Annotated in this window: 26 protein-coding genes and 1 riboswitch; of the genes, 14 read left to right on the top strand and 12 right to left on the bottom strand. The window is 74.3% G+C overall.

All coding sequences use genetic code 11. The annotated features are described in order from the left end of the window. Positions 1-183: 183 nt before the first annotated feature. The 5 genes from ACFQ8T_RS08160 to ACFQ8T_RS08140 form a co-directional block, all read right to left on the bottom strand. On the bottom strand, positions 184-2,283 hold the full coding sequence (locus tag ACFQ8T_RS08160; RefSeq protein ID WP_430546051.1) for a glycosyl hydrolase: 2,100 nt from the start codon (positions 2,281-2,283) through the stop codon (positions 184-186). 41 nt (positions 2,284-2,324) lie between these two features. Then, on the bottom strand, positions 2,325-3,056 hold the full coding sequence (locus ACFQ8T_RS08155) for an HlyD family efflux transporter periplasmic adaptor subunit (protein WP_430546050.1): 732 nt from the start codon (positions 3,054-3,056) through the stop codon (positions 2,325-2,327). After that, positions 3,053-4,750 carry a glycosyltransferase gene (locus tag ACFQ8T_RS08150; protein WP_430546049.1) on the bottom strand — a complete coding sequence of 566 codons (1,698 nt, stop codon included), beginning with the start codon at positions 4,748-4,750 and terminating at the stop codon, positions 3,053-3,055. Before ACFQ8T_RS08150 ends, ACFQ8T_RS08155 begins: the two co-directional genes overlap by 4 nt. 279 nt (positions 4,751-5,029) lie before the next feature. Continuing rightward, entirely contained in the window at positions 5,030-5,953 is a 924-nt protein-coding gene (locus ACFQ8T_RS08145) for an LLM class F420-dependent oxidoreductase (protein WP_430546048.1), read from the bottom strand. 47 nt (positions 5,954-6,000) lie between these two features. Beyond that, the gene (locus ACFQ8T_RS08140) at positions 6,001-6,657 is read right to left on the bottom strand and encodes a disulfide bond formation protein DsbA (protein ID WP_430546047.1); all 657 of its coding nucleotides are present in this window, start codon (positions 6,655-6,657) and stop codon (positions 6,001-6,003) included. Between the two features lie 64 nt (positions 6,658-6,721). Between ACFQ8T_RS08140 and ACFQ8T_RS08135 the strand changes: the two genes are divergently transcribed. The 5 genes from ACFQ8T_RS08135 to ACFQ8T_RS08115 all read left to right on the top strand — a co-directional run bounded on the left by ACFQ8T_RS08135 (position 6,722) and on the right by ACFQ8T_RS08115 (position 10,830). Then, complete coding sequence (locus tag ACFQ8T_RS08135) at positions 6,722-6,961, top strand: hypothetical protein (RefSeq protein ID WP_430546046.1); 240 nt, start codon at positions 6,722-6,724, stop codon at positions 6,959-6,961. A 122-nt stretch (positions 6,962-7,083) separates the two neighbouring features. Further along, complete coding sequence (locus tag ACFQ8T_RS08130; RefSeq protein ID WP_430546045.1) at positions 7,084-8,262, top strand: class I SAM-dependent methyltransferase; 1,179 nt, start codon at positions 7,084-7,086, stop codon at positions 8,260-8,262. 10 nt (positions 8,263-8,272) lie between these two features. Beyond that, positions 8,273-9,076 (top strand): TetR family transcriptional regulator, encoded by an 804-nt coding sequence (locus tag ACFQ8T_RS08125; protein ID WP_430546044.1) that lies wholly within the window; start codon positions 8,273-8,275, stop codon positions 9,074-9,076. 107 nt (positions 9,077-9,183) lie between these two features. Then, a riboswitch (FMN riboswitch) is annotated at positions 9,184-9,326 on the top strand. Positions 9,327-9,451: 125 nt separating this feature from the next. Next, positions 9,452-10,168: a nicotinamide riboside transporter PnuC gene (gene pnuC / locus ACFQ8T_RS08120; RefSeq protein WP_430546043.1), complete on the top strand. Its 717-nt coding sequence runs from the start codon at positions 9,452-9,454 to the stop codon at positions 10,166-10,168. Between the two features lie 149 nt (positions 10,169-10,317). After that, positions 10,318-10,830: a histidine phosphatase family protein gene (locus ACFQ8T_RS08115; protein WP_430546042.1), complete on the top strand. Its 513-nt coding sequence runs from the start codon at positions 10,318-10,320 to the stop codon at positions 10,828-10,830. A 4-nt stretch (positions 10,831-10,834) separates the two neighbouring features. Here the strand turns inward: ACFQ8T_RS08115 and ACFQ8T_RS08110 are convergent, their stop codons facing one another. Together ACFQ8T_RS08110 and ACFQ8T_RS08105 are read right to left on the bottom strand one after the other, a co-directional pair. After that, positions 10,835-12,148, bottom strand: a complete 1,314-nt coding sequence (locus ACFQ8T_RS08110; RefSeq protein WP_430546041.1) for an extracellular solute-binding protein — start codon at positions 12,146-12,148, stop codon at positions 10,835-10,837. 130 nt (positions 12,149-12,278) lie between these two features. Beyond that, the gene (locus tag ACFQ8T_RS08105) at positions 12,279-13,502 is read right to left on the bottom strand and encodes an acyl-CoA dehydrogenase family protein (protein WP_430546040.1); all 1,224 of its coding nucleotides are present in this window, start codon (positions 13,500-13,502) and stop codon (positions 12,279-12,281) included. 257 nt (positions 13,503-13,759) lie between these two features. Here ACFQ8T_RS08105 and ACFQ8T_RS08100 point away from each other — a divergent pair, with 257 nt between their 5' ends. Further along, the gene (locus tag ACFQ8T_RS08100) at positions 13,760-14,242 is read left to right on the top strand and encodes an NUDIX domain-containing protein (protein ID WP_430546039.1); all 483 of its coding nucleotides are present in this window, start codon (positions 13,760-13,762) and stop codon (positions 14,240-14,242) included. An 87-nt stretch (positions 14,243-14,329) separates the two neighbouring features. On the opposite strand, the gene ACFQ8T_RS08095 is transcribed toward ACFQ8T_RS08100, so the two are convergent. After that, positions 14,330-15,676, bottom strand: coding sequence for an Nramp family divalent metal transporter (locus tag ACFQ8T_RS08095; protein ID WP_430546038.1), 1,347 nt, complete (start codon positions 15,674-15,676; stop codon positions 14,330-14,332). A 126-nt stretch (positions 15,677-15,802) separates the two neighbouring features. Here ACFQ8T_RS08095 and ACFQ8T_RS08090 point away from each other — a divergent pair, with 126 nt between their 5' ends. The 4 genes from ACFQ8T_RS08090 to ACFQ8T_RS08075 all read left to right on the top strand — a co-directional run bounded on the left by ACFQ8T_RS08090 (position 15,803) and on the right by ACFQ8T_RS08075 (position 20,572). Next, positions 15,803-17,110, top strand: a complete 1,308-nt coding sequence (locus ACFQ8T_RS08090) for a glycosyltransferase 87 family protein (protein ID WP_430546037.1) — start codon at positions 15,803-15,805, stop codon at positions 17,108-17,110. Between the two features lie 120 nt (positions 17,111-17,230). Then, a complete protein-coding gene (locus ACFQ8T_RS08085; RefSeq protein WP_430546036.1) occupies positions 17,231-19,063 on the top strand; it encodes a choice-of-anchor I family protein in 1,833 nt (610 codons plus the stop codon). Between the two features lie 59 nt (positions 19,064-19,122). Further along, positions 19,123-19,794 (top strand): ANTAR domain-containing protein, encoded by a 672-nt coding sequence (locus tag ACFQ8T_RS08080; RefSeq protein WP_430546035.1) that lies wholly within the window; start codon positions 19,123-19,125, stop codon positions 19,792-19,794. Positions 19,795-19,867: 73 nt separating this feature from the next. Continuing rightward, the gene (locus tag ACFQ8T_RS08075) at positions 19,868-20,572 is read left to right on the top strand and encodes an ANTAR domain-containing protein (protein ID WP_430546034.1); all 705 of its coding nucleotides are present in this window, start codon (positions 19,868-19,870) and stop codon (positions 20,570-20,572) included. 25 nt (positions 20,573-20,597) lie between these two features. Here the strand turns inward: ACFQ8T_RS08075 and ACFQ8T_RS08070 are convergent, their stop codons facing one another. Continuing rightward, the gene (locus ACFQ8T_RS08070; RefSeq protein ID WP_430546033.1) at positions 20,598-21,221 is read right to left on the bottom strand and encodes a PAS and ANTAR domain-containing protein; all 624 of its coding nucleotides are present in this window, start codon (positions 21,219-21,221) and stop codon (positions 20,598-20,600) included. Positions 21,222-21,301: 80 nt separating this feature from the next. Next, positions 21,302-21,841, bottom strand: a complete 540-nt coding sequence (locus ACFQ8T_RS08065) for a PadR family transcriptional regulator (RefSeq protein ID WP_430546032.1) — start codon at positions 21,839-21,841, stop codon at positions 21,302-21,304. Positions 21,842-21,919: 78 nt separating this feature from the next. Here ACFQ8T_RS08065 and ACFQ8T_RS08060 point away from each other — a divergent pair, with 78 nt between their 5' ends. Then, complete coding sequence (locus ACFQ8T_RS08060) at positions 21,920-22,984, top strand: serine hydrolase domain-containing protein (protein WP_430546031.1); 1,065 nt, start codon at positions 21,920-21,922, stop codon at positions 22,982-22,984. Between the two features lie 6 nt (positions 22,985-22,990). Here ACFQ8T_RS08060 and ACFQ8T_RS08055 read toward each other — a convergent pair whose 3' ends face one another. Then, positions 22,991-23,536 (bottom strand): hypothetical protein, encoded by a 546-nt coding sequence (locus tag ACFQ8T_RS08055; RefSeq protein ID WP_430546030.1) that lies wholly within the window; start codon positions 23,534-23,536, stop codon positions 22,991-22,993. A 97-nt stretch (positions 23,537-23,633) separates the two neighbouring features. Between ACFQ8T_RS08055 and ACFQ8T_RS08050 the strand changes: the two genes are divergently transcribed. Both ACFQ8T_RS08050 and ACFQ8T_RS08045 read left to right on the top strand, forming a co-directional pair. Further along, complete coding sequence (locus ACFQ8T_RS08050; protein ID WP_430546029.1) at positions 23,634-24,170, top strand: toxin; 537 nt, start codon at positions 23,634-23,636, stop codon at positions 24,168-24,170. A 44-nt stretch (positions 24,171-24,214) separates the two neighbouring features. Further along, positions 24,215-24,814: a dihydrofolate reductase family protein gene (locus tag ACFQ8T_RS08045; RefSeq protein ID WP_430546028.1), complete on the top strand. Its 600-nt coding sequence runs from the start codon at positions 24,215-24,217 to the stop codon at positions 24,812-24,814. On the opposite strand, the gene ACFQ8T_RS08040 is transcribed toward ACFQ8T_RS08045, so the two are convergent. Beyond that, positions 24,796-25,506 (bottom strand): hypothetical protein, encoded by a 711-nt coding sequence (locus ACFQ8T_RS08040; protein ID WP_430546027.1) that lies wholly within the window; start codon positions 25,504-25,506, stop codon positions 24,796-24,798. The genes ACFQ8T_RS08045 and ACFQ8T_RS08040 overlap by 19 nt on opposite strands. Before the next feature lie 138 nt (positions 25,507-25,644). Here ACFQ8T_RS08040 and ACFQ8T_RS08035 point away from each other — a divergent pair, with 138 nt between their 5' ends. Then, positions 25,645-26,268 carry a hypothetical protein gene (locus tag ACFQ8T_RS08035; RefSeq protein ID WP_430546026.1) on the top strand — a complete coding sequence of 208 codons (624 nt, stop codon included), beginning with the start codon at positions 25,645-25,647 and terminating at the stop codon, positions 26,266-26,268. Positions 26,269-26,272: the final 4 nt, after the last annotated feature.

The following is a 26,272-nucleotide window of genomic DNA, read 5'->3' as shown; positions in this document are numbered from 1 at the left end:
GATGCCCGGGCCGTCGTCGGACCGGTCAGCCTCCGGGCCGGCGACGTCGCCGGCCCGCAGCGGGAAAGCGATTCCCCGCGTTGAATGGATTCACCGTAGAGCCCTCGGACGCCTCCGTCAACAGCCGTTCTGCAACGTTGAGATCACGGCCGCGCCCCGCTCTGCCGGCCTGCTGGACAGGCTCTACGCGGCGCGCACCAGCAGCCACGCGAGCAGCCACGAGCGCGTGTTCCCGTCGTCGATGCGCTCGCCGGGCAGGTCGCGGGCGACGCCGAGCGCCGCGGCGGCGTCCTCCGGCCCGGCCAGCGCGGCGTACACGAGCAGCTGGTCGCCGAACGTCACGTCCCACGACGCGGGGTCGTCGCGCGGCCCGGAGAGCGCCTCGTCGAGGTTGGCCCGGATGCGGTCCGGGTCCCCGCCGAGGTAGGTCGCGACCGGCTGTGCCGGCAGCACGAGGATCCCGAGCATCGCGCTCGGCTCGGCGCTGAACCACGTGGCCCAGTCCCGCTTGCCGCCCCACACGAGCGACGTCACCTGGTGGCCGAAGCCCTCCACGGCGGGGTCGTCCCGGTCGAAGTCGGTCCAGTAGGCGCGCGCCGACGCGGCCTCCGCGCCGAGCATCCACCGCGCCTGCTCCTCGAGCTCGGCGTCCCCCGTCGCCTGCGCCCACAGGGCCAGCCCGTTCCAGGCCGAGACGGCCTCGGACGCCGACTCCTGGTTGTTGCCGTCGGCGAACGGCGCGTACCCGGACGCCCACGAGTGGCCGGCGTAGACGTCGAACACCCGCAGCGCGGGCATCCCGCCGACCCCCGTGCCCGACGCGACGTCCGCGGCGAGCAGGTCCAGCACGGGCGCGAGGTCGGTGGCGAGCCCCGGGTCGTCGGCCGCCACGACGCCCGCCGCGTACAGGAAGTACCCGTAGTGGAAGTGGTGGTCGTTGGCCTCCTCCGAGCCGAAGCCCGGCACCTTCCCGACCACGGTCGCCAGCACCGGGTCGTGCACGAAGCAGCGCTCCGCGCGGTGCTCGCAACCGTCGGGCTCGGCCCACTCCCGCAGTCGTTCCTCGAGTCCCGACCTCAGCGGCCCGGCCACCCCGTCCAGCCCGAGCCCCTCCGCGAGGCCGAGCAGGGTGGCGTCCCGGGCCAGGGCCTTGCCCCCGAAGTACGTGTCGGACGGCGCCTCCAGGGTCCCCGCCTCCACGGCGGCCGCGTCGGCACGCACCTGGTCGGCGAGCTCCGCGCGCGCGTCGTCGTCCAGGCCCGACAGGTCGAGCCTGCCGGCCGGCTCCACCGCGGGGCTCGACCACCCCAGGGTCGTGGCCGTGCAGACGTCGACCGTCCCGTGCACGGTCGCGTACGAGCCGAGGCCGCAGGTGGCCCCCGTGGAGTCCGCCTGGTGGGGCATCCGCACGACGGCCGTGGGGCCCCCGTCCGCGGTGGCGTAGGTCAGCGCGCTGCTCACGCCGTCGTCGCCGGCGCCGTACGACGCGGTCACCCCGGTCACGGGGCGCGAGGCCGCCTCGACGAGGGTGTCGACCGACGCACCCGACGCCCCGTCCGGCACCGGGAACCATGCGACGGACTCGCCCGCGGCGAGCGTGAGCACGCGCCCGTCGTCGGAGAGCCCGGCACCGGGGTCGTCGGTGCCGCCCGGACCCACGAGGACGTGCTCGCGGTCGAGCACCTCGGTCGACGCCCGGCCGTCGGCGACGGTGAACGCCGAGGTCATCGCCACGTCCTGGTCGGACGCCGCGACGTACCGCAGCACGGGAGACCCCTCCACGATCCGCAGGTGCCCGAGCGCCGCCCCGGCGCCGTCGCGCAGCTCGACCGTCACCGACGCGACGTCGTACTCCGACACCACCGACGACGCGGCGCCGACGTCCGCGCCCACCTGCGGGTCGAACGGACCGAGGATCGAGGTCTCGGTCACCTGGACCTGCGGCAGCCCGTACGCGAACCCTCCCCCGGTCAGCGCGACCGCGAGCGGCACCGGGAACACGGGCTGCGGCGCGTCGCCGAGCGCCAGGCTGGAGAACCACCGGTTCGTGGGCGGCGCCAGGCCGTCGGCGAGTCGCGTCGTCGGCGTGGCCGCGACCTGCTCCTGGGGCAGCAGCGACACGTCGACGTCGGGCGCCGCGAGGCTCTCCTCCGGCGCCGGGGCGTCGACAGGGCCCGGAGGGTCCTCCCCGGCGGGCGCCGGCCCCCCGAGGACGCCGCAGCCGGACGACGCCAGGACCACGGCCAGGACCGCCGTCAGCACACCGGCGACCGGCGGCGGCACGCGCCTCCTCCGCCCCCCGGCGCCGCCCCGCGCGGGCGTCGTCACAGGCCCACCCGGCGCAGGAACTGGCTGAACGAGGCGTCCACGCCGGCGAGCGGGCCGTCGTCGTGCAGGTCGATCACCGCGGTGACCGGGGTGCCGGCCATGACGAGCCCGTGCTCGGCGCCGCGCACCAGGCCTGCGCTGGAGACGCGCACCGTCGCCTCCGCCTGGTTCTTCGTGTTCTGCACGGCCACCGCGTCCACGACGCCGTCCACCTCGGCCTGGTTGGGCAGCACCACCGTGACCGTGGCGCCGTCGCGGACGCGGGCGAAGTCCGCCGGGTCGAGCACGAGCCTCGCGTCGACGAACAGCGAGCCCTGGCGCTCGACGGTGGCGAGCACCTCCCCCGACTGCGCGAACGCGCCCTGGGCCACGGCCACGTCGGTGACGACGCCGTCGGCGGGGGCCACCACGGTCATCGTGCCGTCCTCGGCCACCTCGTAGGCGCCACCCTCCCGGCTGACGAGGCCGACGGCGAGGTCGTGCTGCAGCGTGAGGCTGCGCAGCACCAGCAGGGGGTCGCCGGCGCGCACCTCGTCGCCCTCCTCGACGAGCGCCTCGGCGACCGTCCCGGCGTAGTCGGTGCCCACGTCGAGCGTCTCGGCGGAGATGGTCGCGGCCGACGACGTGGCCTGCGACCCGCGACGGTTCATGACCAGGGTGAGCGCGGCGCACAGCAGCACCACGCCGAGCAGGCCTCCCACGAGGCGCAGGCGGTTGGTCCAGGTCACGCGGCACCTCCGGCGGACGGGACGGCGGCGCGGGCGCGGCGCGACTCGCGCAGCGCCGTGACGACGAACGCGCCGAGGATGAACGTGTTGGTGAGGTTCCAGGCCAGCGCCAGGCTGGGCAGCGGGTCGTCGCCCCACTCCTTCCAGACGCCGACGGCGGACGTCAGCAGCAGGAACGCGAAGCAGAGCACCTGCGGCAGCATGAAGTTGAACGGCGACTCGGCCCGGCCGGCGCGACCCGTGACGTGCCAGGCCTGCTCCTTGCCGGTGAGGGCGTTCCACAGTGCCTTCGTGTAGATCGGGAACGACACCGACGCGAGCATCAGCACCTCCCACCGGAACGACCCGAGGGTGAAGAACGCGATCGCGATCTGCATCCCGTAGAAGCCCAGGTAGTACAGCAACCAGGTGCTCGGCGAGATCGTCAGGTCCATCGGCGTGAGGTCCAGGTAGATCTGCAGCGGCGGGACCAGGAGCAGCACGAGGGGCGCGATGCCCGAGAGGTAGTGCGTGGCCGTGACCGTGTACTGCAGGCGCTGGTCGAGGGTGAGCCGTCGCCTCGGGCTCAGCGGGTTGTGCTGGAGCATGATCTCGAAGCCGCCGGTGGCCCAGCGCAGCTGCTGCTTGGTGTACGCCTCGACGGTCTCGGGGGTGTCGCCCACCGCGAGGACCGTCGGGATGTAGACGGTGCGCCAGCCACGCTCGTGCAGCAGGAGCGACGTCCACACGTCCTCCGACTTGGAGTCCGTGTACATGCCGCCGATGTCGTCGACCGCCGCCCGGCGGAAGATCACGTTGGTGCCGACGCAGAACGCCGCGTTGAAACGGTTCCGGCCGGGCTGCACGAAGCGGTAGAACACGGCCTGCATGTAGCCGGCGCCGCGCGAGATGAGGTTGTCGAGGTTGCCGTACGTCTGCGGGGTCTGCACGAAGGCGACGTCGTCGGAGACGAAGAACGGGACCGTCTCGACCAGGAGCTCCGGCCTGGGGACGAAGTCTGCGTCGAGGATGACGAAGTAGTCCCCCTTGGCGATCGTCAGCGCGTGGTTGACGTTGCCGGCCTTGGCGCCGTGGCTCGACAGCCGGCGCACGTAGCGGGCACCGAGCGTGGCGGCGAGGTCGCGCACGTCGTCCGAGCGGCCGTCGTCGAGCACCCAGGTGCGGTGGCGGCCGCGCAGGGCGACGGCGGCGCGCACCGTGCGCGCGACCGTGTCGAGGCTCTCGCCGTACGTCGTGATGAAGACGTCGACGGTCACGGGTCTGTCGTGCAGGTACAGGGTCCAGCGCGTGGGGTCGTCCTCGGCCTCGTCCCGCACGATCTCGGGCAGGTCGAACAGGCGGTCCTGCGCGTGGTGGAAGGAGAAGCCGCGCGGGTCGTAGCCGCTGGAGAGCACCGTCCACATCGCGAGGAGCGCCTGCACGACGAGGATGGTCTCGGCCGTGATCACCATGACGTACGGCAGCGCGTCCCCGCGGTGGGCGGGGTTGAGCAGGAAGACGGCGTAGGCCACGACGCCGAGCGTCGCGAGCAGCATGATCAGGGCGAGCGACGGCGACCGCGAGGCGGCGTTCTCGTCCCTCGGCGGGGCGGTGGGGCGCGGCGGCTCCGCGCGGAGCGGGCCGGGGGGGCGCGACCGGACGTGCTCGGTGCGGCGCGGGGTGACGACGAGACGGTCGAACTCGGAGACGGACATGGCGTGTCCTCCGGGCATGGGCGCGGTCGTGCGGCGGGGAGCGTGGACCACGTCGTCCGGGCGACGGCGGCGTCGTGTCGGTCCTGCGGGCCTGCGGCGGGCGCGACCTCGGCCCTGAACGGGTCGAGGTGACCCGCTCCGGAGAGCGGGCCACCTCGTCGTCTGTCGGGAACATAACCCCGCCGCGCCCCCGTGTCACGGCTTCGGCGGGGTGAGTTCAGCAGGCGAGACCGTCGCCCTGGCCGACTGTCGCCGCAGGTCACAGGCCTGCGGCTCGCCTCAGAGCTGCGTCGCGACCTCCCGCGCCACCAGGTCCAGGTGGTCGAGGTCGTGCAGGTCGAGCACCTGCAGGTACACGCGCTGGATGCCCTGGTCGCGCAGGGAGCCGAGCAGGTCGACGGCCTCGGAGACCGTGCCCGCGACGCCGTGCTCGCGCAGCTCGGCGGGCTCGCGGCCGATCGCGGCCGCACGTCGCGCGAACTCCGCCTCGTCCTTGCCCACCGCGAGCACCAGCGCGACGGACTGCACGATCGAGTCCGGGGTGCGCCCCGCCTCCGCCAGCGCCTCGTTGATGACGCCGATGCGCGGCGCGACCGTGTCCAGCTCGGGGAACGCCTGGTTGTACTCGTCGCCGAACCGGGCGGCCAGCGCCGGCGTGCGCTTCGGCCCGCCCCCGCCGACGATGACCGGGATCTTCGCCTGGGCAGGCTTGGGCAGGGCCGGGGAGTCGACGAGCGTGTAGTGCTCGCCGTCGAACGAGTACGACCCGCCGGCGGGCGTGCCCCACAGGCCGGTGAGGATCTCCAGCTGCTCCTCGAGGAGCCCGAACCGCCGGGCCGGGAACGGGATGCCGTACGCCTCGTGCTCGCGCGCGAACCAGCCGGCGCCGAGCCCGATCTCGACGCGGCCGCCGGACATCTGGTCCACCTGCGCCACCTGGATCGCCAGGACGCCGGGGTGGCGGAACGTGGCCGACGTGACGAGGGTGCCGAGGCGCACTGTCGACGTGTCCCGGGCCAGGCCGGCCAGCGTCGTCCACGCGTCGGTGGGGCCCGGCAGGCCGTCGCCGCCCATCGTCAGGTAGTGGTCGGAGCGGAAGAACGCGCTGTAGCCGAGGTCCTCGGTCGCCTTCGCGACGGCGAGCAGGTCGTCGTACGACGCGCCCTGCTGGGGCTCGGTGAAGACACGCAGGTCGAGGGTCACGGGTTCGCCTCTCGGTGGAACGGTGGGACCGGCGGGGCGCCGGGAGGTCAGTCGAAGGTCGGCGAGGAGGTGCGCGACCGCTTGAGCTCGAAGAAGTCCGGGAACGACGCGAGCGCGACGGCGCCGTCGAAGATCCGCACCGCGTCCTCGCCGCGCGGGATGCGCGTGAGGACCGGGCCGAAGAACCCGACGCCGTCGACGTGGATCGTCGGCGTGCCGACGTCCTCGCCCACCGGCTTCATGCCCTCCTCGTGCGAGACGGCGAGGGCGGCGTCGTAGGCGTCCGACGTCGCGGCGTCGGCCAGCGCGGCGGGCAGACCGGCCTCGGCCAGGGCCTCCACGGCGACGGCGTCGAGGTCGTCCCGGCGGCCGCCCGGGTGGATGCGCGTGCCGGCCGCGGTGTAGAAGGCGCTGAACGCCTCGGGGCCGTGCTCGGTCTGCACCGCCGCGGCGACGCGGCCGATGCCGCGCGACGCCTCGATCTTCGCCCGGTAGTCCGCCGGGACGTCCCGGTCCTTGTTCAGCAGGTACAGGCTCATCAGCCGGAACGTGAGCTCCACGTCCCGGTGCTCCGCCACCTCGAGCGCCCAGCGCGACGTGATCCACGCGAAGGGACACAGCGGGTCGACGTAGACGTCCACGACGGGGACGGTCGTGGTGGGGGCGGTCGTGGTCGTCGGCGCGGTCGTGGTCCCGGAAGTCACGACCGCCACCCTACCCATGCCGGGGGCACGTGTTCCGCGGGAGGGGCAGCGGTAGCCTCGGCCCGTGCGCAAGGTGCGGTGGGCGAGCGTGTGGACCGTGGTCGGGGCGTGCGTCGTCGCGCTCGCGATGCTGTGGGTCGTGCTGCGGGGCAGGGTCTGGGCATGGATCCCGTTCTTCCTCGCCGCAGGGGTCGCCGTCCGGGAGATCCGGTACCTGCAGCGCGCCCGGCGTCCCGCCGAGGCGGGCTTCGACGAGCGCCGCCGAGGGAAGCCGGACGACGACCGCAGGCGCCGTCACGGCTGACGCGGATCACCCGCACGGGCCGTCGACGCGCCGGGCTCCCGCGGGCTAGCGTCGAGACGGGCGCCGCCTCCCGACGACGCCGCGGGGCCCGCACGTCCGGGCCACGGCACGGAGGTGCCGCCATGTCCGACCCGACCGACACCGCCGACACCGGCGACACCGCCGACGCGTTCGCCGAGCGGCTGTTCGCCGCCACGCTCGGCGCCATCGACGTCCTGGCCGTGCACGTGGGCGACCGGCTCGGGTGGTACCGGGCGCTCGCGTCGTCCGGCCCCCTGACGTCCACGGGGCTCGCGGAGGCCACCGGCACGGCCGAGCGGTACGCGCGCGAGTGGCTGGAGCAGCAGGCGGCGTCCGGCGTCCTCGTCGCGGAGGACGCCGGCGCGGCACCCGCGCTCGACGCGGACCCGCAGCACGTCGCCCGGACCCGCCTCTACGCACTGCCCGCGGCGCACGCGGAGGTGCTGACCGACACGTCCTCGCTGTCGTACCTGGCGCCCCTGGCCCGGTTCGTCGGCGCGATCGGACCGCAGCTGCCCCGTCTGCTCGAGTCGTACCGGGACGGCGGCGGGGTGTCGTGGGACCAGCTCGGCGACGACGCCCGCCAGGCGCAGTCCGACGTCAACCGCCCGTGGTTCGAGCGCCGCCTGGCACCGACGCTCGCGGCGCTGCCCGCCGTCCACGAGGCGCTCTCCCGGCCCGGGGCCCGCGTGGTCGACGTCGGCTGCGGCTTCGGCTGGTCGACGCTCGCCCTCGCCGAGGCGTACCCGCTCGCCGAGGTCCACGGCGTCGACGTCGACCGTCCGTCCGTGGCTGCCGCACGGGCGGCCGCCGCGGAGGCGGGGCTCGAGCGGCGGGCCTTCTTCCACCTCGCGGACGCCGCGGAGCTCGCCGTCGCCCAGCCGTACGACGCGGCGTTCGCCTTCGAGTGCGTGCACGACATGCCGCGCCCGGTCGCCGTGCTCGAGGGGGTGCGCCGCGCGATGCGGCCGGACGGCGTGGTGGTGGTCATGGACGAGGCCGTCGCCGACGAGTTCCGCGCCCCGGCCGACGACGTCGACCGGATCATGTACGGCTACAGCCTGTTCGTGTGCCTGCCGGACGGCCTGTCCACGAGCCCGTCGGCCGGCACGGGCACCGTGATGCGCCCGGCCACGCTGCGGCGCTACGCGCGTGCGGCCGGCTACGCCGGCGTCGAGGTGCTGCCGGTCGACGACTTCGGCTTCTTCCGGTTCTACCGGCTGCTGCTGGGGTCCACGGACGAGCGGACGCAGCGGGGACGACCGGCGGTGCCGGAGTAATCTCCCTGGCATGACCGCCGTCCGGACGCACACCCACGCCCAGGCCGTCGACGCCGCGATCGACCTCTTCTCCCGGCAGGGCTACGAGCAGACCACCGTCGAGGAGATCGCCGACGCCGCCCGCGTCAGCCGTGCGACGTTCTTCCGCCGCTTCCGCTCCAAGGAGGACGTGGTCTTCGCGGACCACGAGCTGCTCCTGGAGGAGGTCGTCGTCATGCTCGCGGAGACCCGGCCCGAGGCGCGGGCCAGCGAGGAGTCGGGCCGCGCGCCCGAGCGGGCGTGGGACCCGACCACCGACCCGTACCTCGAGGTCTGCCGCGCGGCCCGGCTCGTCTTCGACCACCACGTGGGCCAGCGAGAGACGTCGATCGCGCGGCACCAGCTGCTGCAGCAGGTGCCCGCGCTGCGCGACCGCGAGCTGGTCACGACGCACCGCTACGAGCGCGCGTTCACCGCCTACCTGCGCGACACGCTGCCGCCCGACCGGTCCACCACCACGATGTCGATCGCGTTCGCGGCGTCCGTCGTCGCGGTGCACAACGCGATCCTGCGGCGCTGGCTGCGCAACCCCCACCTCGACCTGCGCCCGGAGCTGGAGGAGGCGTTCGCCGACCTCCGGCGGGCGGCCGTCGCCCCGTTCGCGCACGACGACGACTCCACGGCGCCGTCATCCGCCCCCGCCGACGCCGCCTCCGCCGGCGAGGGCCGGACGGTCGCCACGGGCGGCGACGGGAAGCGCGTCGTGGTCACGGTGCTGGAGCCCGGGGCGGGGCCGGACGACGTCGCGCGCGCCGTCCGCGACGCGCTGGCCTGACCGACGGTCGAGACGGCCGGACGCGGTGCGGCCGGCGGGAATGCCGCTGTGGCATCCTGAGTTGTGCAGGACACCGCCGGGACCTCCGGCGGTGGAAAGACACGCACGTACGTGCTCCGGGGTCGGTGAAATTCCGAGCCGGCGGTGACAGCCCGCGACCCGGCCTCCCTTGCTCCGGCAGGGTGGGGCCGGCTGACCTGGTGAGATTCCAGGGCCGACGGTCAAAGTCCGGATGGGAGGAAGCACGTGCGGCACGCACCCGTCAGGGTGGGTGCCGCCGGGCGTCGTGCCGCCGACGACGGCCCCACGGGGCCCGACGCGGCGAGCGCCGACCCCTCACCCCGGACGCCGCACCTCGGACCGGGAGAGTGAACGATGGACGCGATCGACGCGTTCTTCAACGCCACGCTGACCATCGGCGACCAGCACATGTCGTGGCGCGAGATCGTCGGCAACCTGTTCGGCCTCGCCTCCGCGCTCGGCGGCATGCGCCGCAAGGTGTGGGCGTGGCCCGTCGGCATCGTCGGCAACCTGGTGCTGTTCACCGTCTTCATGGGCTCGTGGTTCGGCGACTCGAGCCGCGCCGACATGCTCGGCCAGGCGGGCCGGCAGGTGATGTTCCTGATCGTGTCGATCTACGGCTGGGTGCAGTGGCGGCGCACCGAGCGTGCCGCCCTCGAGGTGCGCGCGGACGGCAGGATCCCCGCCGACGGGGGCGCGGCGGTGCACCCGCACTGGGCGTCCTGGCGGGAGCGCGTCGGGATCGTCGTCGTCATGGTGGGCGGCACCCTGCTGCTCACCCCGTTGTTCCGCGCCCTCGGCTCGTACGAGCCCGTGTGGTCGGACGCGTGGATCTTCATGGGGTCGCTGGTCGCCACGTACGGCATGGCCAAGGGCTGGGTCGAGTTCTGGCTGGTCTGGGTGGCGGTCGACGTCGTCGGCGTGCCCCTGCTCTGGTCGGCGGGGTACTACGCCACGGCCCTGATGTACGTGTTCTACGGCGCGTTCACCCTGACCGGGTTCTTCGTGTGGTGGCGCGTGCACCGGCGCGAGCAGGCCGAGGCGGAGACGACGCCCGCCGTCGCGCCCTGACGGCGCTCGGCGCGGCAGCTCGGGCTCGGCGCGGCAGTTCGAACTGCCGCGCCGAGCACGAACTGCCGCGCTGAACGCTCAGTCGTCGATGTCGAGCCCGGTGCCCGGAGGAAGGTCGTCGGTCCGCGAGGCACGGGCAGACTGGCCCCGTGCGCGTCACCGTCGTCCGTCATGCAGCCCCCCACGTGTCCGACGACGTGCCCCCGCACGCCTGGCCGCTCTCGGCGGCCGGCCGCGCGGCGGCGCGCGGGCTCCGGCTCCCGGACGGCGCGCACGCCGTCGCGAGCGACGAGCGCAAGGCGGTGGAGACGCTCTCCCTCGCGCTCGGCGGCGCCGACGTCCCCACGGACCCGCGGTTCGGGGAGGTCCGGCGCCCGCCCGAGCCCGTCTCCACGGAGTTCCGGGAGGCGCGTCGCGCCTGGGTCGAGGGCGCCTCCGACGCGCGGCACGACGGGTGGGAGTCCGCGGCGGACGCGGCCCGCCGCTTCGACGACACCGTGCGCGAGCACGCCGGCGGCGGCGACCTGGTCGTCGCGACCCACGGCATGGTGCTCACGGCCTGGCTGGTCGCGACCGGCCACGTCGCCCCGGGTCCGCCGGCAGGGGCGTTCTGGCTCGGGCTGCGGCTCCCCGACGTCGTCACCGTCGACCTGGGCGGATGACCGCTCAGAGGGTGTCGTTCATGGCGTCGACGAAGCCCTCGGGGTCGAGCTCGCCCGTGAACACCTGATGCAGGTGGTCGAGCAGCGCGGCCGCCTGGTCGGGCGGGACGGCCTGGTCCCAGGAGAGCTGGAAGTGCGGGGCCGAGTCGACCATCTCGTACACGGCACGCAGGTACTCCGCGCTGTCGCCTTGCGTCAGGCGCTCGTCGATCCCCCGCACGGGCGGCACGGTCCGGACCGTGAGGAACGTGTCGACCGCCCGCTCGGAGTACGTCTCCGCGTTGAGGAAGTCGATCGCCGCCTGCTGGTCCGCCGGCGACGCCGAGGCGGACACCGACCAGAAGTTCGCGGGGTTGCCGACCACGTTGTCCGGGTCGCCGACCCCGCCCGCCACGGTGGGGAACGCGCCGAAGCCGATGCCGCCCGCGGCGACGAGCTCCGGCATGGAGGTGACGAGGTCCGGATAGATCCACGCCCCTTGCACCAGGAACGCCGCGTTCCCGGACACGAGCATCCCGACGTCGCCGCTCGAGTCCGCCGTGACCTCGGTGAAGTCGTCGCCGAACGCCCCGGCGTCGACGAGCGCGCGGACCTTGCGCAGCGCCTCCAGGAGCGCCGGGTCGGACCAGGCGCCCGGCTCGCCCGCAACGACGCGCTGGAAGACCTCGGGCCCGCCGATGCGGTCGGTGAGGTACTGCAGGTACATCAGCTCGGGCCAGCGGCTTCCGCCCGCCAGCGCGACGGGCCGCACGCCCGCCTCCCGGAGCACGGGAACGGCGTCGAGCAGGTCGTCGAAGGTCTCCGGCGGCTCGACGCCGGCCCGCTTCAGCACGTCTGCGTTGTGATAGAGCAGCACGGGCTGGGTCTGGTTGGCGGGGACGGCGTACGTGCGCCCGTCCACGGTGCCGTTCTTCGCGACGGAGGGCAGCGCCTTGTCCAGCGCGGCGTCCACCCGGCCCGTGAGGTCGAGGACGTCCCCGTCGGCCACGTACCCCGCGAGGTCGCTCCCGGCCCAGCCGTAGACGAGCGTCGGCGCCGTGCCCGCGTCGATCGCCGCCCGGATCTCGTCCTTGTAGACGTCGTTCTCGAGCCAGCCCACCTCGAACCGGCGGTCGGGGTGGTCGTCGTTCCAGCTCTCGAACGACCGCTCCAGCACGATGTCGCTGCCGCCGGAGAGCGACCAGGCCGTGAGGCCCGCGACCGGCGGGCCCGAGGAGGTGTCCGGCTCGGCTGCCGGCACCGTCGTCGAGCCGCACGCCGCCGCCGTCGTCGTCAGCGCCAGCACCGCCGCCGTCAGGCAGACCTGCCTGAGCCGCATCGCACCCTCCACCTCGTCGTGGTTCGAAAACGATTTCCAGCGCCCGACTCTGGCAGTGGCCCGGGAAAGCGTCAAGCCCCCGTCTCTCCTGGTGAGAGACGGGGGCCCGCGAGGCGGCGACGGCCGGGCGTCAGGCGAAGGCCGAGACCCCGGTGATGTCGCGGCCGACGATGAGCGCCTGCATCGACTCGGTGCCCTCGTAGGTGTGCAGGGCCTCGAGGTCGGCGAAGTGCCGCGCGACGCGGTTGCCGAGCAGGATGCCGTTGCCGCCGAGCATGTCGCGGGCGATCGACGCGACCTCGCGGGCCTGCCGCGTCGTCGTGTACTTCGCGAGCGACGCCTGCTCGCCGGTGAGCGTGCCGGCGTCCGCCAGGCGCGTGATCTGCGCGACGAGCAGCTGCATCTGGGTGACGAGCGAGAGCATGCGGGTGAGCCGCTCCTGCACCATCTGGTTCTTGGCCAGCGGGCGGCCGAACTGGATGCGCTGGGTCGAGTACGCGGCGGCCGCCTCGTAGCAGGCGACGGCGTGCCCGACCGCGGACCACGCGACGGCGAGGCGGGTGGCGAAGAGGACGGCGGCGGTCGCCTTGAACGACGTCGCGCCGGGCAGGGCCGCGCTCGCGGGGACGAACACGTCGTCGAGCACGATGTGCGCCTGCCAGATGGCGCGCAGCGAGACCTTGCCCTCGATCGTCGTGGCGGTGTAGCCGGGCGCGTCCTGCGGGACGATGAAGCCGTGCACCTGGTTGTCGCCGTCGTCGCCGACGAGGCGGGCCCAGACGACCGTGATGTCGCCGCACGAGCCGAAGCCGATCCACTTCTTCTCGCCGTCGAGGACGTAGCCCTCGACCCCGTCGCGCGTCTCCTTGCGGGCCGTGGTCTCCAGCGAGACGGAATCCGAGCCGTGGGTGGGCTCGGTGAGCGCGAACGCGCCGAGGATCTCCCCGCGCGCCATCGGCTCGGCGTACTGCTCGACCTGCTCGGGCGAGCCGTGCATGACGATCGACCGCAGCGCGAGGCCGCCCTGGACGCCGCAGATCGTGGCGACGGAGCCGTCGCCGCGCGACATCTCCATGCTGGCCAGCCCTTCGGCCATGAACGAGATCGACGGGCGGCCGGGGACGTCGACGCCGTCGCGCAGGAAGTCGCGCTCGGCGAGCTTCTTCACGAGGTCGAACGGCACCTCGGCCCGCTCCCAGTAGCCGTCGATGACGGGCAGCACGTCCTCCTGCACGAACTCGCGGACGGCGAGCTGGTGGGCGCGCTCCTCGGGCGTCACGTCGGCGAAGGCGCCCACGTAGTCGAGGTCCAGCGGCTGCGAGACGTCGTAGTCGGGGGCGGTCACACCGGGCATGACGGGGACATCACGGGACGGGCTGCGGGTCATCGACGACCTCTCTCTGCGCGGGGGTCCGGCGTTCCGGGCCCGGTGAGGAGTGCGGACCGGCGCCGTCCGAGGCTGGTGGTGGCCGGCGCCGGTCCTCCTCCATCGTCACCCGCGACCGGGTCTCACGTCAAGCGATACTCCGTCTCACGTCTTCGCCGAGGTCGTACGGCCGGCGGCGAGGGAGTACCGCACCGGCCAGGCGGCCCTCGGGTCACACTGTGACCATGGCGACGACCAGCGCAGGCCTCCTGCTCTACCGCACCACGGACGACGGCGGCCTCGAGGTGCTGCTCGGGCACATGGGCGGGCCGTTCTGGGCGCGCAAGGACGAGGGCGCGTGGACGGTGCTCAAGGGCGAGCTCGAGCCGGACGAGGAGCCGCACGCCGCCGCGCTGCGCGAGGCGGCGGAGGAGCTCGGGCTGCCGCTCCCCGCGCCGTCGTCCCCCGACGTCGACCTCGGCGAGGTGCGGCAGCGGTCCGGCAAGCGCGTCCTCGCCTGGGCCCGCGAGTGGCCCCCGCCGGGGCCGGACCTGGACCAGGTCCGCAGCAACACCGTCGAGATCGAGTGGCCCCCGCGGTCGGGGAAGCGGATCGAGGTGCCCGAGATCGACCGGGTCGCCTGGCTCTCCCCCGACGACGCCCGCCGCCTCGTCGTCAGCGCGCAGGCCGCGCTCGTCGACCGGCTGGAGTCCGCGCTCGGCCGCTGACACCTCGCCCACCCACCTTCCAGCAAGCGATCCGTCGCGGAAAGCGGCCGGTTCCCGCGACGGATCGCTTGCTGGAAGGTCGTGGGGCTATCCGGTGAACGTCAGCCAGAGCAGCGCGACGTTCAGCGCCACGATGACCGCGGCCACGGCCCACGCCGCGACCTGGGTGCCGAGGCCGTTGCGGAAGCCGCCGAGCAGGCCGGCGTCGCGCGTGATCCGCACCAGCGGGATCATCGCGAACGGGATGCCGAAGCTGAGCACCACCTGGCTCACGACGAGCAGCCACGTGGGCGACACCCCCGTGGCGAGCAGCACGATCGCGGGCACGAGGGTGACCAGCCGCCGGGCGAGCAGCGAGACGCGCACGTGCAGCAGACCGGACATGATCTCCGCGCCGGCGTAGGCGCCCACCGACGTCGACGCCAGCCCCGACGCGAGCAGCCCCACCCCGAACAGCACCGCGACGGCGGGCCCCAGCGACGACTCGATGGCCGCGTGCGCGCCCTCGATCGAGTCGGTCCCGGTGCGGCCGGGCAGGTTGGCCGCGGCGAGCAGGAGCATCGCGATGTTCACGCTGCCGGCGAGCACGAGCGCGGCGACGACGTCCCAGCGCGTGGCGGTGAGCAGGCGTCGGACCACCGGCGGCGACGGCGGCCCCGGCACGGCGACGTCGTCCTCCCTCGCGTCGTCGCCCCCCACGAGATCGCGCCCCTCGGCCCCGGCGGCCAGGGCGTGGCGGCGCTCGACGCGGGCGTCGTGCCGCACCCGGTCGCGGGCGAGCGAGGAGTGCAGGTAGATCGCGTGCGGCATCACCGTGGCCCCGAGCATGGACGCGGCGAGCAGCACCGACTCCGGGCCGTCGAGGCGCGGCACCAGGCCGCCGAGCACCGCGCCCAGGTCCGGGGGCGCGAAGAACAGGCCCGCGCAGAACCCGACGGTGAGGACGGCGAGCATCGACGTCACGACCGTCTCGAAGACGCGCTGCCCGCGGCGCTGCTGCACGGTGAGCACCAGCATGGACACGACGCCGGTGATGAGGCCGCCGAGCACGAGCGGCACGCCGAACAGCAGGTGCAGCGCGATGGCGCCGCCGATCACCTCGGCGACGTCGGTGGCCATCGCGACCACCTCCGCCTGCGCCCAGTAGGCGATCCGGCCGCGCCGGGAGAGGCGCTCGCCCAGCACCTCGGGCAGCGAGCGCCCGGTGACCACGCCGAGCTTGGCCGACAGGTACTGCACCAGCACGGCCATGACGTTGGCGACGACCAGCACCCACACCAGCAGGTACCCGAACCGCGCCCCCGCCGTGAGGTTCGCCGCGACGTTCCCCGGGTCCACGTACGCGATCGCCGCGACGAACGCCGGCCCGAGCAGGGTCACCAGGCGCGCAGGGCGCACCCCCTGGGCGGGTCGGTCGAGGGTCGGTCGGCTCATGCGGTCCTCCGTGGGCCAGGCGTCTAAGGTTTCGGGTATCCGAAACCTTAGACGTCCGAACCCGCATCACGCATCTCCCAGGCGGCTCCGGGGCGGCGACGAGCCCGGTCTGTCACCATGTCGGGCGTGCCATCCACGCAGACCGCTGCCGCGCGGAACACCCCCGGCCCCCTCGGCGCCGTGCTGAGGTCCCGGTGGCTGCTGGCGCTCGGCTTCGTGGCCGTGCACGCCTGGGTGGTCGGGCAGGCCATCACCTGGGGCTACACGATCTACGGCGACGTCACGCTGTACGAGTGGTGGGCCCGCCACGGGCTCGACACCGGGCAGTGGCCGGTCCTCGACTACGACTGGGTGTACCCCGCGGGGGCGCTCGTGCCGGTCACGCTGCCTGCGCTCGTGACCGACGGCCTGCTGGGCTACGAGATCGTCTGGACGGCGATGGTCGTGGCGCTGAACGCCGTCGCCACGGTGGTGCTGGTGCGCTGCGCGCCGCGCGGGGTGCGGGGCGCCTGGTGGTGGCTCGCGTTCCTGCTCGCCCTCGGCCCGATCTTCCTGGGCCGGCTGGACGGCGTCGTCGCGCCGCTCATCCTGATCTCCCTGGCGGTCGCGGCACGCCGCCCGACGCTCGCGACGGCGGTCGCCACCGCGGGCGCGTGGATCAAGATCGCCCCGGGGGCCGTGGTCGTCGCGCTGGCCGCGACCCGCGCCCGCTGGCACGACCTGCTGCGGCAGGTGGTGGTGCCGGGCGCCGCGGTGAGCCTCGTCGTCGTCGGGCTCGCCCTCGCGGGCGGGGCCGGGGAGCGCGCGTTCAGCGTGTTCGGCCAGCAGGAGGCGCGCACGCTCCAGGCGGAGTCGGTCTTCGCCACCTGGTTCAGCGTGGCGCGGCTGTGGGACCCGTCGGTGCGGATCGAGTACAACGACGTGATCTTCACCTACGAGGTGCAGGGCACCGCCGCCCGGCAGGTCGCGTCCCTGCTCGACTGGCTCCTGCCGGTCGCGGTGCTGCTCATCGCCGCCCTCACGTGGTGGACGGCGCGCCGCCGGCCCGACCACGCGGCCGACGTCCTGCTGCTCAGCACGGCCGCCCTGCTCCTGTCGCTCATCGTGTTCAACAAGGTGGGCTCGCCGCAGTTCGTGGCGTGGATCGGGCCGCCGCTGGCCGCCGCGATCGCCCTGGCCGGCCCCGGCACGCGGCGACTGTGGTGGCCGCCCGCCGTCGGCGTGCTCCTGGCCGCGCTGGGCACGCAGATCGTCTACCCGGTGGCGTACGGCGAGTTCCTCGGCGGGCAGCCCGCGATGGTCGTCGTCGAGGGGCTGCGGAACCTGGCGCTCGTCGTGCTGCTCGTCGGGGCGGTGTGGCGGATCGTGCAGCTCGGGCTCGACGGCGTGCGGGACGGCGTGCAGAGCGGCGTCGACCGCGACGCGCCCGCCTGAGCGAGGCGTTCACCGGCGGGTCGACACCCGTTCACCCCCGGCTCCCCCGACGGCCATCCGTCCTCCCTACGGTCACCCCGACGGCGCGCTCCGCGCGCGCCCCCGGCCCCGGAGGACCCCTTGCGCACACCGCTCCCCCGCACCCCGCGACTCGCGCCCGCCCCGCGTCGCGCCGTCGTCGCCGGCTGCGCCACCGCCCTCGCCGTCGCGCTGGCCGTGCCCGTCGCGCTCACCGCCTCGGCGCACCGCGACGCAGGGAGCGGCCACGCGACGCCGAGCGCCGGCGTCGTCGCCGACCCGGCCGAGCTGTCGGCCGACGACGCCCGCATCGCCCTGTCTCCCCTCGGCTCGTACGCCACGGGCGTGTTCGACGAGTCGGCGGCGGAGATCGTCGCGTACCACGCGCGCTCGGAGCGCCTCTTCTCGGTGAACGCGCAGGCGGGCGAGGTGACCGTGCTCGACGTCGCGCGCCCGTCGTCGCCCCGCAAGCTCTTCGCGCTCGAGACGACGGGCGTCCGCGCCGCGGACGGCTCGACCGTGCCGGACGGCGCGGTCGCGAACTCGGTCGCCGTGCGCCCGGACGGGCTCGGCGTCGTCGCGGTCGAGTCGCCCGACAAGGTCTCCGACGGCTGGCTGGTGCTGTTCGACGCCGCCGGGGACGGCGGGGCGCTCGGCGCGTGGCGCGTGGGCGCGCTGCCCGACATGGTGACGATCACGCCCGACGGCCGCAGCGCCGTCGTCGCGAACGAGGGTGAGCCCGCCGACGACTTCTCCGTCGACCCCGAGGGCTCGGTGTCCGTCGTCGACCTGCCCCGCCGGTTCACCGGCAAGCACGCCGGCACGGTCGCGCAGTCCGCCGTGCGCACGGCGACGTTCCACGCCTTCGAGGGCGACGCGCTGCCGGACGGCGTGCGCGTCTTCGGGCCGGACGTCGCAGGGCCCGACGGGTCGCTGGAGCACCGCGTCTCGCGCAACCTCGAGCCGGAGTACGTGACCGTGTCGAAGGACTCCCGCACCGCGTACGTGGCGCTGCAGGAGGCGAACGCCGTCGCCGAGGTCGACCTGCGCAGCGCCCGCACCACCGACCTGTGGTCGCTCGGCAGCAAGGACCACTCGCTGCCCGACGAGGGCATCGACCCGTCGGACAAGGACGGCGTCGCCGCCGTGCGCGAGGTCCCCGTCCGGGGGCTGTACATGCCCGACGGGATCGCGTCGTACACCTCGCGCGGCCAGACGTACCTCGTCACCGCGAACGAGGGCGACGCCCGCGAGTGGGGCGACTACGTCGAGCCCGCGCGGGTCAAGGACCTGGGCGACGACGGCCTCGCGCCGGTGTGCGAGGACTCTCCCGCCGCCGGCCTGCTCGGCGACGCCGACCTGGGGCGTCTCAACGTCACCACCGCCTCCGGGCTGCGCGCCGACGGCTCGTGCTACGAGGAGCTGTACGCGTTCGGCGGCCGGTCCTTCTCCGTGTGGACCACCGACGGTGAGCTCGTCTTCGACTCGGGCGACGAGTTCGAGCGTGCGACCGCCGAGGCGCTGGGCGACGCGTTCAACACCAACCACACCGAGACGAAGCGCGACGGCCGCAGCGACGACAAGGGCCCCGAGCCGGAGAACCTCGTGATCGGCGAGGTGTCGGGCCGCACCTACGCCTTCGTCGGCCTGGAGCGCGCGGGCGGCGTCATGGTCTACGACATCACGCGGCCGCAGCGGTCCGAGCTCGTCACCTACGTCTCGAACCGCGACTACTCCGTGTCGGTCGAGGACGCCATCGACGACGGCGCCGACCCGGCCGCCACGCTCGCCGGAGCCGGCGACCTCGGCCCCGAGGGGCTGGCGTTCGTGCCCGCGGCCGACTCCCCCACGCACCGGCCGCTGCTCGCCGTCGCGAACGAGGTGTCCGGCACGACGACGCTCTTCCAGGTGGACCGGCTCGTCGGCCGCCGCTGACGCGCTCCGCCGGAAGGACCCGCGGGACGGGGCCCGGGCGCGCGGGTACCGTAACGCCCATGACCCTGTCCCGCTACCTCGACGAGTGCGCGATCCGCGCCGCGGCCGTGCTCGGCCACGGCGTCGAGGCGAGCATCAGCCTGCGCGAGCACGGCATCTCGCTGCGCGCCGGAAGCAGCACCCACGGCGCGGGTCGCTGCGACCAGGCCGAGGCGCGCGCCGACACCGGGCCCTGCATCGACGCGATGCGGCGGGGCACCGTGCTGACCACGAGGCTCGCCGACACGGTGCCCGGCTGGGAGGCCTGGCAGGCGGCCGCGCAGGGCGAGGGGTTCGTCCAGGCGCTCGCCGTCCCGGCCGAGGTGGGACCCGGCGTCCGGGTGGCGATCAACGTGTACAGCCGCACGCCCGGGGACTGGCCCGCCGGCCTGGTCGACGCCGCCGTGGGGCACGCCGCGCTCACGGCCGACGCCGTGCGCCTGCAGCTCCAGTTCGCCGACCTCGGCGACGCCGTCGCGGGCCTGTACCGCACCATGTCCGACCGGGCGACGGTCGAGCAGGCGGTGGGCGCGATCATGGCCTCGAACGACTGCCCCGAGGACGAGGCACGCACCACGCTGCGGACGTCGGCGGACCGCCGCGGGCTCAGCGAGCGCGAGGTCGCCGAGGCGATCGTGCGGACCCTGGTCCTCGGCGGCGAGGGCGACACCATCGGCGACCTCGACCGCTGAGCCCGGCGTCGCGGTCCGTGTGCATCGGCCATCGGTGCCACACTGGCCGGGAGGCGACAGGACGGAGCGATCGGTGAACACCTCCGAGCTGCTGGGTCTGCTCGCGCGGACCCTGGCCGGCCTCGACGCCGACGAGACGGTCGCGGCGCGGATGTGCCAGGCGTGCACCACGATCCTCGGGGCACAGGGCGGAAGCCTCACGCTCGCCACCATGGCAGGCGAACAGGTCACCGTGACCAGCACGGACGCCGTCGCGGCGCAGGTCGAGAGCCTCCAGGAGCTGCTCGGCGAGGGCCCCGGGCGGCGGGCGTTCGAGGACGACGCGATCGTCACCGCACCCCTGGGCGCCGCGCCGGGCGACGACCCGTTCCCCGTGTTCTCCCAGCTCGCCGGCGAGACCGCCGGCGACGGCACGTGGTTCGGCATCCCCATGCGGGTCGGCGGACAGCCGGTCGGCGTGCTGGGGCTCGTCGTCGGGCCGGGGAACGTGCTGGCCCGGGACGACGAGGACGCGCAGTTCCTCGCGGACGCGATCGGCACCGCCGTCCTCGGCGAGATCGAGCAGGTCGGCTGGGGCGCGCGCGCGAGGGTCGACCAGGCCACGGGCATGGTGTCCGCGCAGCTCCGCGTCCAGCCGCACGACGCCCTCGCCGTCCTGCGCGCGCACGCGTTCGGGCGGGGCAGCACGCTCGAGGACGTCGCGGAGGACGTCGTGGCACGGCGGCTCAGCTTCGCCGACGAGGCCGGGCCCGTCGAGACCCGCCGCACCGACGACTGAGCCCGACCGGGGATCTCGCGGGCGGTCAGTCGCGCCGCAGCACGCGGTCGATCGCCGCGCGGCGGTCGACGTCGCGGCGGTGGGCGACGTCGACGACGGCCCGCGCCAGGTCGCGCACGGCCACGTTGTGGTCGTTGGAGACCCTGCGCATCAGGTCGAAGGCGCCGTCGATCTCGACGTCGTAGACGACGGCGAGCACGCCCTTCGCCTGCTCGATGACGCCGCGGGTCGTCGCGGCCGCCCGGATGTCCTCGGAAGCCCGCGCGCCGGCCCGCTCCGCGACGTCGGAGGTCAGGTCGAGGAAGTAGCCCACCGCCTCGTCGCGGTGCTGGTCGTCCCCCGCGCTGCCCACGACGGCGACCGTGAGCTCGCGGCGCCGGGCCGTCACGATCCGGTGCACGCTCGAGAACGCCCCCGTCGCGAGCGCCGTCCCGAGGGCGGCGCGGACGTCGTCGCGGTCCTCCGGGTGGGTGTGGGCGAGGACGAGGTCGGTGGTGGGCACCACCTCGTGCGGCTCGAAGCCGTGCAGGCGGAAGACCGCCTCCGACCAGGTCCAGCGGTCGGAGGACAGGTCGAGGCGGAAGGAGCCCACCAGGCGTGGGGCACGGAGGCCCGAGGGCTCACCGGTCACGATGGTGTCTACGGGCACGGTCGCCTCCGACACTGCTCAGAGCGGACCGGCCACGGCTTGACCGGCGGTACGACTCTAGCAAGCGGACCGCCCCCGGCTCACGGCGCGGGGGCGTCGTGCTCCTGCGCGTAGCGGCGGAACCAGTCGCGCGCGAAGCGGCCCGAGGCGAGGCCGTAGTCGAGGGTGGCGCGCTGGAACGCGAACACGTCGGCGAGCTCGTCGGGGACCTCCTGCCCGGCGAGCTGCTCCTCGAGCGCCTCCAGCCGCGCGACGTCCTGCTCGACGCGCGCCGTCAGCCGTGGCAGGACGGCGGCCCGCTCGTCCGGCGCGAGCAGGCCGAGGAAGAACAGACGCGGGAGGACGGCGGCCTCCGTGTCAGGCCCGGTCACCGGGCCGGTCAGCCAGGCACGGAAGTCCGCACGGCCGGCGTCCGTGACGCGATAGGTCTTGCGGCCCCGCGCCCCCGGGGCGACGTCGGCGACCTCGATGAGACCGCCGGTCAGCAGCGTCTCCAGCGCGCGCCGGATGCTGCCCGAGCTGGCGCTGTAGAACAGCGAGACCGACGCCTCGAAGTGCTTCACCAGGTCGTACAAGCTGGCCGGCCGCAGCAGGAGCAGCCCGAGGATCACGTGCGCCATGGTCCGACCCTAGACCGTTGACCCTCATAGACCTGTCTAGTAGACATGTCTATGAGACTTATCATCGAAGGAGGGCCCATGAGCACGTCACGCGAGATCGACCGCCTGAGGGCGGGGCTGGACCGGATCGCCCGACGGCGCCCGTCGATGCCACCGCCCCAGGTGCTGGTCGTCGCGCCGGGGCTCGAGCTGGAGTCGGGCGGGTCGCAGCCGTTCCACGCGGCCAGCGTCGGCAAGGTCATGACCGCCACGCTCGTCGCGCTGCTCGTCGAGCAGGGCCGGCTCGGGTTCGACACCCCGGTGGGGAAGGTGCTCCCGGGGAGCGACCTCGACGGCCTGCCGGCCGCCCCAGGCGTCGACGTGGGCACCGACGTCACCGTGGAGCACCTGCTCACCCACACCAGCGGGCTGCCCGACCTCTTCGAGCCGTCGGGCGTCCGCGAGACGACCTACTCCATCGAGGTCACGGCCGGGCGTCCCGACCGGCGGTGGACCCCCGCGACGCTGCTCGACGAGGTGCGCGGCCACGCCGCCGTCGGGCGTCCGGGCGAGCGGTTCTGCTACGGCGACCCGGGCTTCGTCCTGCTCGGCCGGGTCGTGGAGGAGGTCACCGGGGGCCGGTTCAACGACGTCCTGCGCGAGCGGGTCCTCGCCGCCGCCGGGATGGAGCGCAGCTCCACCCCGTACACCGACGCCCGCACGCCCGACGACCTCGCCGACCTCGACGTCGCGCCGTTCTGGATCGGCGACCACGAGCTCAGCCGCGCCCTGAGCATGAGCCTCGACTGGGCCGGGGGCGGCATCGTCGCCCCGCCGTCGGACCTCGTCGCCTTCCAGCGCGCCCTGCACGGCGGCCGCCTCGTCTCCCCCGCGACCCTGGCCTGGATGAGCCGGCCGCGGCACCGCATGCGCCGCGGGATCCACTACGGGGCGGGCACCGTCACCGTCCGGTTCGGCGAGTTCACACCGCCGTTCCTGCGCGGGCTGCCCGAGCCCGTCGGCGGCCTCGGGCACTTCGCCACCCACCTGTTCTTCTACCCGCGCCAGGACGCACACGTGGTGCTCAATTTCCACGCCTACCGGCGCATGAACCAGTCGTTCATGACGCATGCCCGGATCGCCAGACTCCTCGCCCGTCGCTGAGCGCGGTCAGCCGCGCCGGGCACGCACCCACCTCACGACGCGCGGCACCTGCAGCGCGACCAGTGCCGCGAGCGCCCCACTGCTGACGGCGTACAGGACCGGTGGGACGGCGGAGTGGTCGCCGCCGGTGATCATGAAGGTGTCGGCGAGGTCCATGCCCATGCCGAAGCCGCCCCAGAAGTACGCCGGCGCGCCCAGCGCGAGCACGGCGAGCTGCCACGCCACCGCGGTGTCGGGAGCCACCCGCCGTCGGAGCGCGACGGCGCACCCCGCGACCGACAGCCCGACCCCGAGCGCGGCCCACGACACCAGGAACGGGACGCTGCCCGCCACCGTCCAGCCCGCCGCCGCCAGGGCCCCGAAGATCTCCGCCTGGGTCATGCCGGGCACCGCCGCCAGCGGCTCCAGCACCAGGATCGTCAGCACCATCACCGTCGCATAGCACGCCACCAGCACCGGGCCGAGCGGGAGCCACCACATGCCCCACCGTGTCCAGGCGGCGTCGTACGACCGCGGGGCGGGGACGAGGACCGGCGACGGTCGTGGGCTCATCGGTCTCCTTCGTCCATTCCGCGCCTCTCGCGTGTCCGCAGCCTAGATCCGCTGGAGGCGAGCCGGCCGCCGCTGCGGCCGGTGCTAGGTTTCCGCGGTGCGCAGGGTGTCGGTGATCGGGGCGGCCGGGTCGGGGAAGTCCACGGTCGGGCAGCGTCTGGCCGCGCGGCCCGGTGTACGGCACGTCGAGCTGGACGCCCTGTTCTGGGGTTCCGACTGGACGCCGCGTCCCCGCGACGACTTCGAGGCCGACGCACGTGCCGAGATCGCCGCGGACAGCTGGGTGATCGATGGGAACTACTCCCACCTGCAGGCTGAGGTCTGGGCGCGCGCCGACGCCGTCGTCTGGCTCGACCCGCCGCGACCGGTCGTCATGCAACAGGTGTATCGGCGCACGCTGTCGCGTGCCCTCGACCGGACGGAGCTGTGGCCGGGCACCGGCAATCGGCAGCGCTGGCGCGACGTCCTCGCGCCGTGGCGCCAGAGCTCCATCGTCCGCTGGTCGTGGGAGCAGCTGGACCGGTACCCCGAACGGTACGGCGCGGCGATGGCCGACCCTGCGCACTCGCACGTCGAGTTTCACCGGTTGCGGTCGCGCGACGAGGTCGACGCGTTCGTCGCCGCCGTCCGCTGACGTCGCGGGCGATGACTCCACGCCATCGTGACGGTCCACCACCTATGACCAGAGTGGTGGGCGACATCTCGATCTCGTTGGACGGGTTCGTCACCGGGCCGAACCCGGGACCCGAGAACGGCCTCGGCGACGGCGGCGAGGCCCTGCACACGTGGGCGTTCAGCGACGACCCGGTGGACCGGGAGCAGCTGCGCTCCGCCACGGCGAGCAGCGGCGCGGTCGTGCTGGGGCGGAACCTGTTCGACGTCGTCGACGGGCCGCAGGGCTGGGACGACGAGGTGGGCTACGGCGCCCGCGAGGTCGGCCGGCCGCCGTTCTTCGTCGTCACGAGCGACCCGCCCGTACGTACGCGGCTCGCGTTCTGGACGTTCGTCACCACCGGCCTGCGCGACGCCGTCGCGCAGGCCCGTGAGGCGGCGGAGTCCGGCGACGGGGACAGGGACGTCGTCCTCATGGGCGGCGGCGCGACCGTCGGTTCCGCGCTGGACGCCGGGTTGCTCGACGTGCTCGTCCTGCACCTCTCCCCCATCGTCCTCGGCGACGGGACGCCGCTGTTCGTGGGCGGCCACGGCCACACCCTGGTGCAGCGCAGCGCGACGCCGTCGACGACGGCGGTCCACGTGGTCTACGACGTCGTGCGCTGAGCGTCGCCCAGCACGAGCCCGTCGAGCGCGCGGCGCAGCGCGTCCGTGTCCGGGCCGGGCACGAAGGCGGGGATGCGCAGGAAGTCCTCGAGGTCGGCGCGGGAGAAGTCGGTGAGCAGGTCCGCCCGGCCGTCGCGGATCGACTCGAACACGGTGGGGCCGTGGACGAAGAGGGGGTCGGTGAGCCGGAGCCCGCCGTCCGCGGTCTGCAGGATGTTGCCGGGCCGGATGTCCGCGCCGCCCCACAGGCGGTAGCGGCGCGCGCCGTCGGCGAGGAGGTCCTCGATCCGGCGGCGCAGGTCGACGACGTCGGGGTGGTCGGCGAGGCCGGCCGTCGCGCCGGCGGGCGGCGTCGGGTCGGACGCGCTCACGATGCCGAGGGACGCGACCAGGTCCCGGGCGCGGCCCTCGTCCGCGGGGTGCAGGCGCTCCATGACGACGACGTAGCCGCGGTGGCGGAGCGGGACGACGTCGTCCACCCGCACCAGGAAGGGGTTCGGCGGCCCGGCGAGGCACGCGTCCGCGAACATCCGGAACGCGGGGTCGAACGGCGTGACGCGCGCGGCGAGCGCGCCGTCCGGGGACGCGAGCACCCACGCCCAGTCGCCGGTCCCGATCTCGCGCCAGCCCGCGGACTCGAAGGCGGCGCGTGCCTCGTCGGCGGTGGTGTCGGGGGCGAACGTCGGGAGCACGGTCCCAGCATCCGTGCTGCAGGGCGTGACGTCATGGTGTTTCTGCTGGCGAGGGCCACTTCGTGCCTCGAACTTCACCCGTCGTGGCACGGCCGGGCGCGGGGTCGTCGAGCTGTCCCCAGCCCTACGATCTCGCCCGTGGACGACCGAGTCGACAGGGCCCGCACGACGGCGCGCACCGGCCGCCCCTTTCCTCGCCACCGCCTGCCGATCGCCGTCGCGGTCGTCGTCGCCCTCGCCTGCGGGGTCGGAGGGTGGGCGCACTACCGGGCCGTCGGTTCCTCGCTGGTCTACGGCGACGAGCTCCGCACGACCGCCGGCATCGGCTGCATGCCGTGGGACGGGCCGCTGCAGGTGCTCGACGCGCCGGTGCTGTCGAACACGACCGGCGCCACCGTGCACGTGAGCAAGGTCGAGCCCGCGGCGACACCCGGCCTCCGCGTGCACGAGGTGCGCGTCGTGCCGCCCTCGCCGGACGTCGTCTTCGGCACCGAGTACGACCCGGAGGACCCTGGCTGGCAGGAGACCTCCGTGGTCGGGCCGGAGGGGATCACGCTGGAGCCCGGCGAGCGGGTGCAGCTCGCGTCCGTGCTGGAGGTCGACAGGGACGGCGGCTCGTTCCCGTACAGCACGGTCACCTACGAGGTCGGCCCGTACTCCTACCGCGCGACCTATCCCGGCGCGAACATGGTGCTCCCCACGACGACGACGGAGTGCTCCGAGGCGGCGATGAACCAGCTCGGCGCGGCGCCCATCCCCTGACCGG

Origin of the sequence: Isoptericola sp. NPDC056618, assembly GCF_042792715.1 — a bacterium.
Classification (GTDB): Bacteria; Actinomycetota; Actinomycetes; order Actinomycetales; family Cellulomonadaceae; genus Isoptericola; species Isoptericola nanjingensis.
Note: the sequence above shows the minus strand (reverse complement) of the source record. Positions and strands in the feature narration are given on the sequence as shown.

Coding starts and splice junctions, on each gene's coding strand:
- ACFQ8T_RS08150 (WP_430546049.1), bottom strand. CDS start 4,750: ATGTCCGTCTCCGAGTTCGACCGTCTCGTCGTCACCCCGCGCCGCACC.
- ACFQ8T_RS08130 (WP_430546045.1), top strand. CDS start 7,084: ATGTCCGACCCGACCGACACCGCCGACACCGGCGACACCGCCGACGCG.
- ACFQ8T_RS08125 (WP_430546044.1), top strand. CDS start 8,273: ATGACCGCCGTCCGGACGCACACCCACGCCCAGGCCGTCGACGCCGCG.
- pnuC (WP_430546043.1), top strand. CDS start 9,452: ATGGACGCGATCGACGCGTTCTTCAACGCCACGCTGACCATCGGCGAC.
- ACFQ8T_RS08110 (WP_430546041.1), bottom strand. CDS start 12,148: ATGCGGCTCAGGCAGGTCTGCCTGACGGCGGCGGTGCTGGCGCTGACG.
- ACFQ8T_RS08105 (WP_430546040.1), bottom strand. CDS start 13,502: ATGCCCGGTGTGACCGCCCCCGACTACGACGTCTCGCAGCCGCTGGAC.
- ACFQ8T_RS08100 (WP_430546039.1), top strand. CDS start 13,760: ATGGCGACGACCAGCGCAGGCCTCCTGCTCTACCGCACCACGGACGAC.
- ACFQ8T_RS08095 (WP_430546038.1), bottom strand. CDS start 15,676: ATGAGCCGACCGACCCTCGACCGACCCGCCCAGGGGGTGCGCCCTGCG.
- ACFQ8T_RS08080 (WP_430546035.1), top strand. CDS start 19,123: ATGACCCTGTCCCGCTACCTCGACGAGTGCGCGATCCGCGCCGCGGCC.
- ACFQ8T_RS08065 (WP_430546032.1), bottom strand. CDS start 21,841: ATGGCGCACGTGATCCTCGGGCTGCTCCTGCTGCGGCCGGCCAGCTTG.
- ACFQ8T_RS08060 (WP_430546031.1), top strand. CDS start 21,920: ATGAGCACGTCACGCGAGATCGACCGCCTGAGGGCGGGGCTGGACCGG.
- ACFQ8T_RS08055 (WP_430546030.1), bottom strand. CDS start 23,536: ATGAGCCCACGACCGTCGCCGGTCCTCGTCCCCGCCCCGCGGTCGTAC.
- ACFQ8T_RS08045 (WP_430546028.1), top strand. CDS start 24,215: ATGACCAGAGTGGTGGGCGACATCTCGATCTCGTTGGACGGGTTCGTC.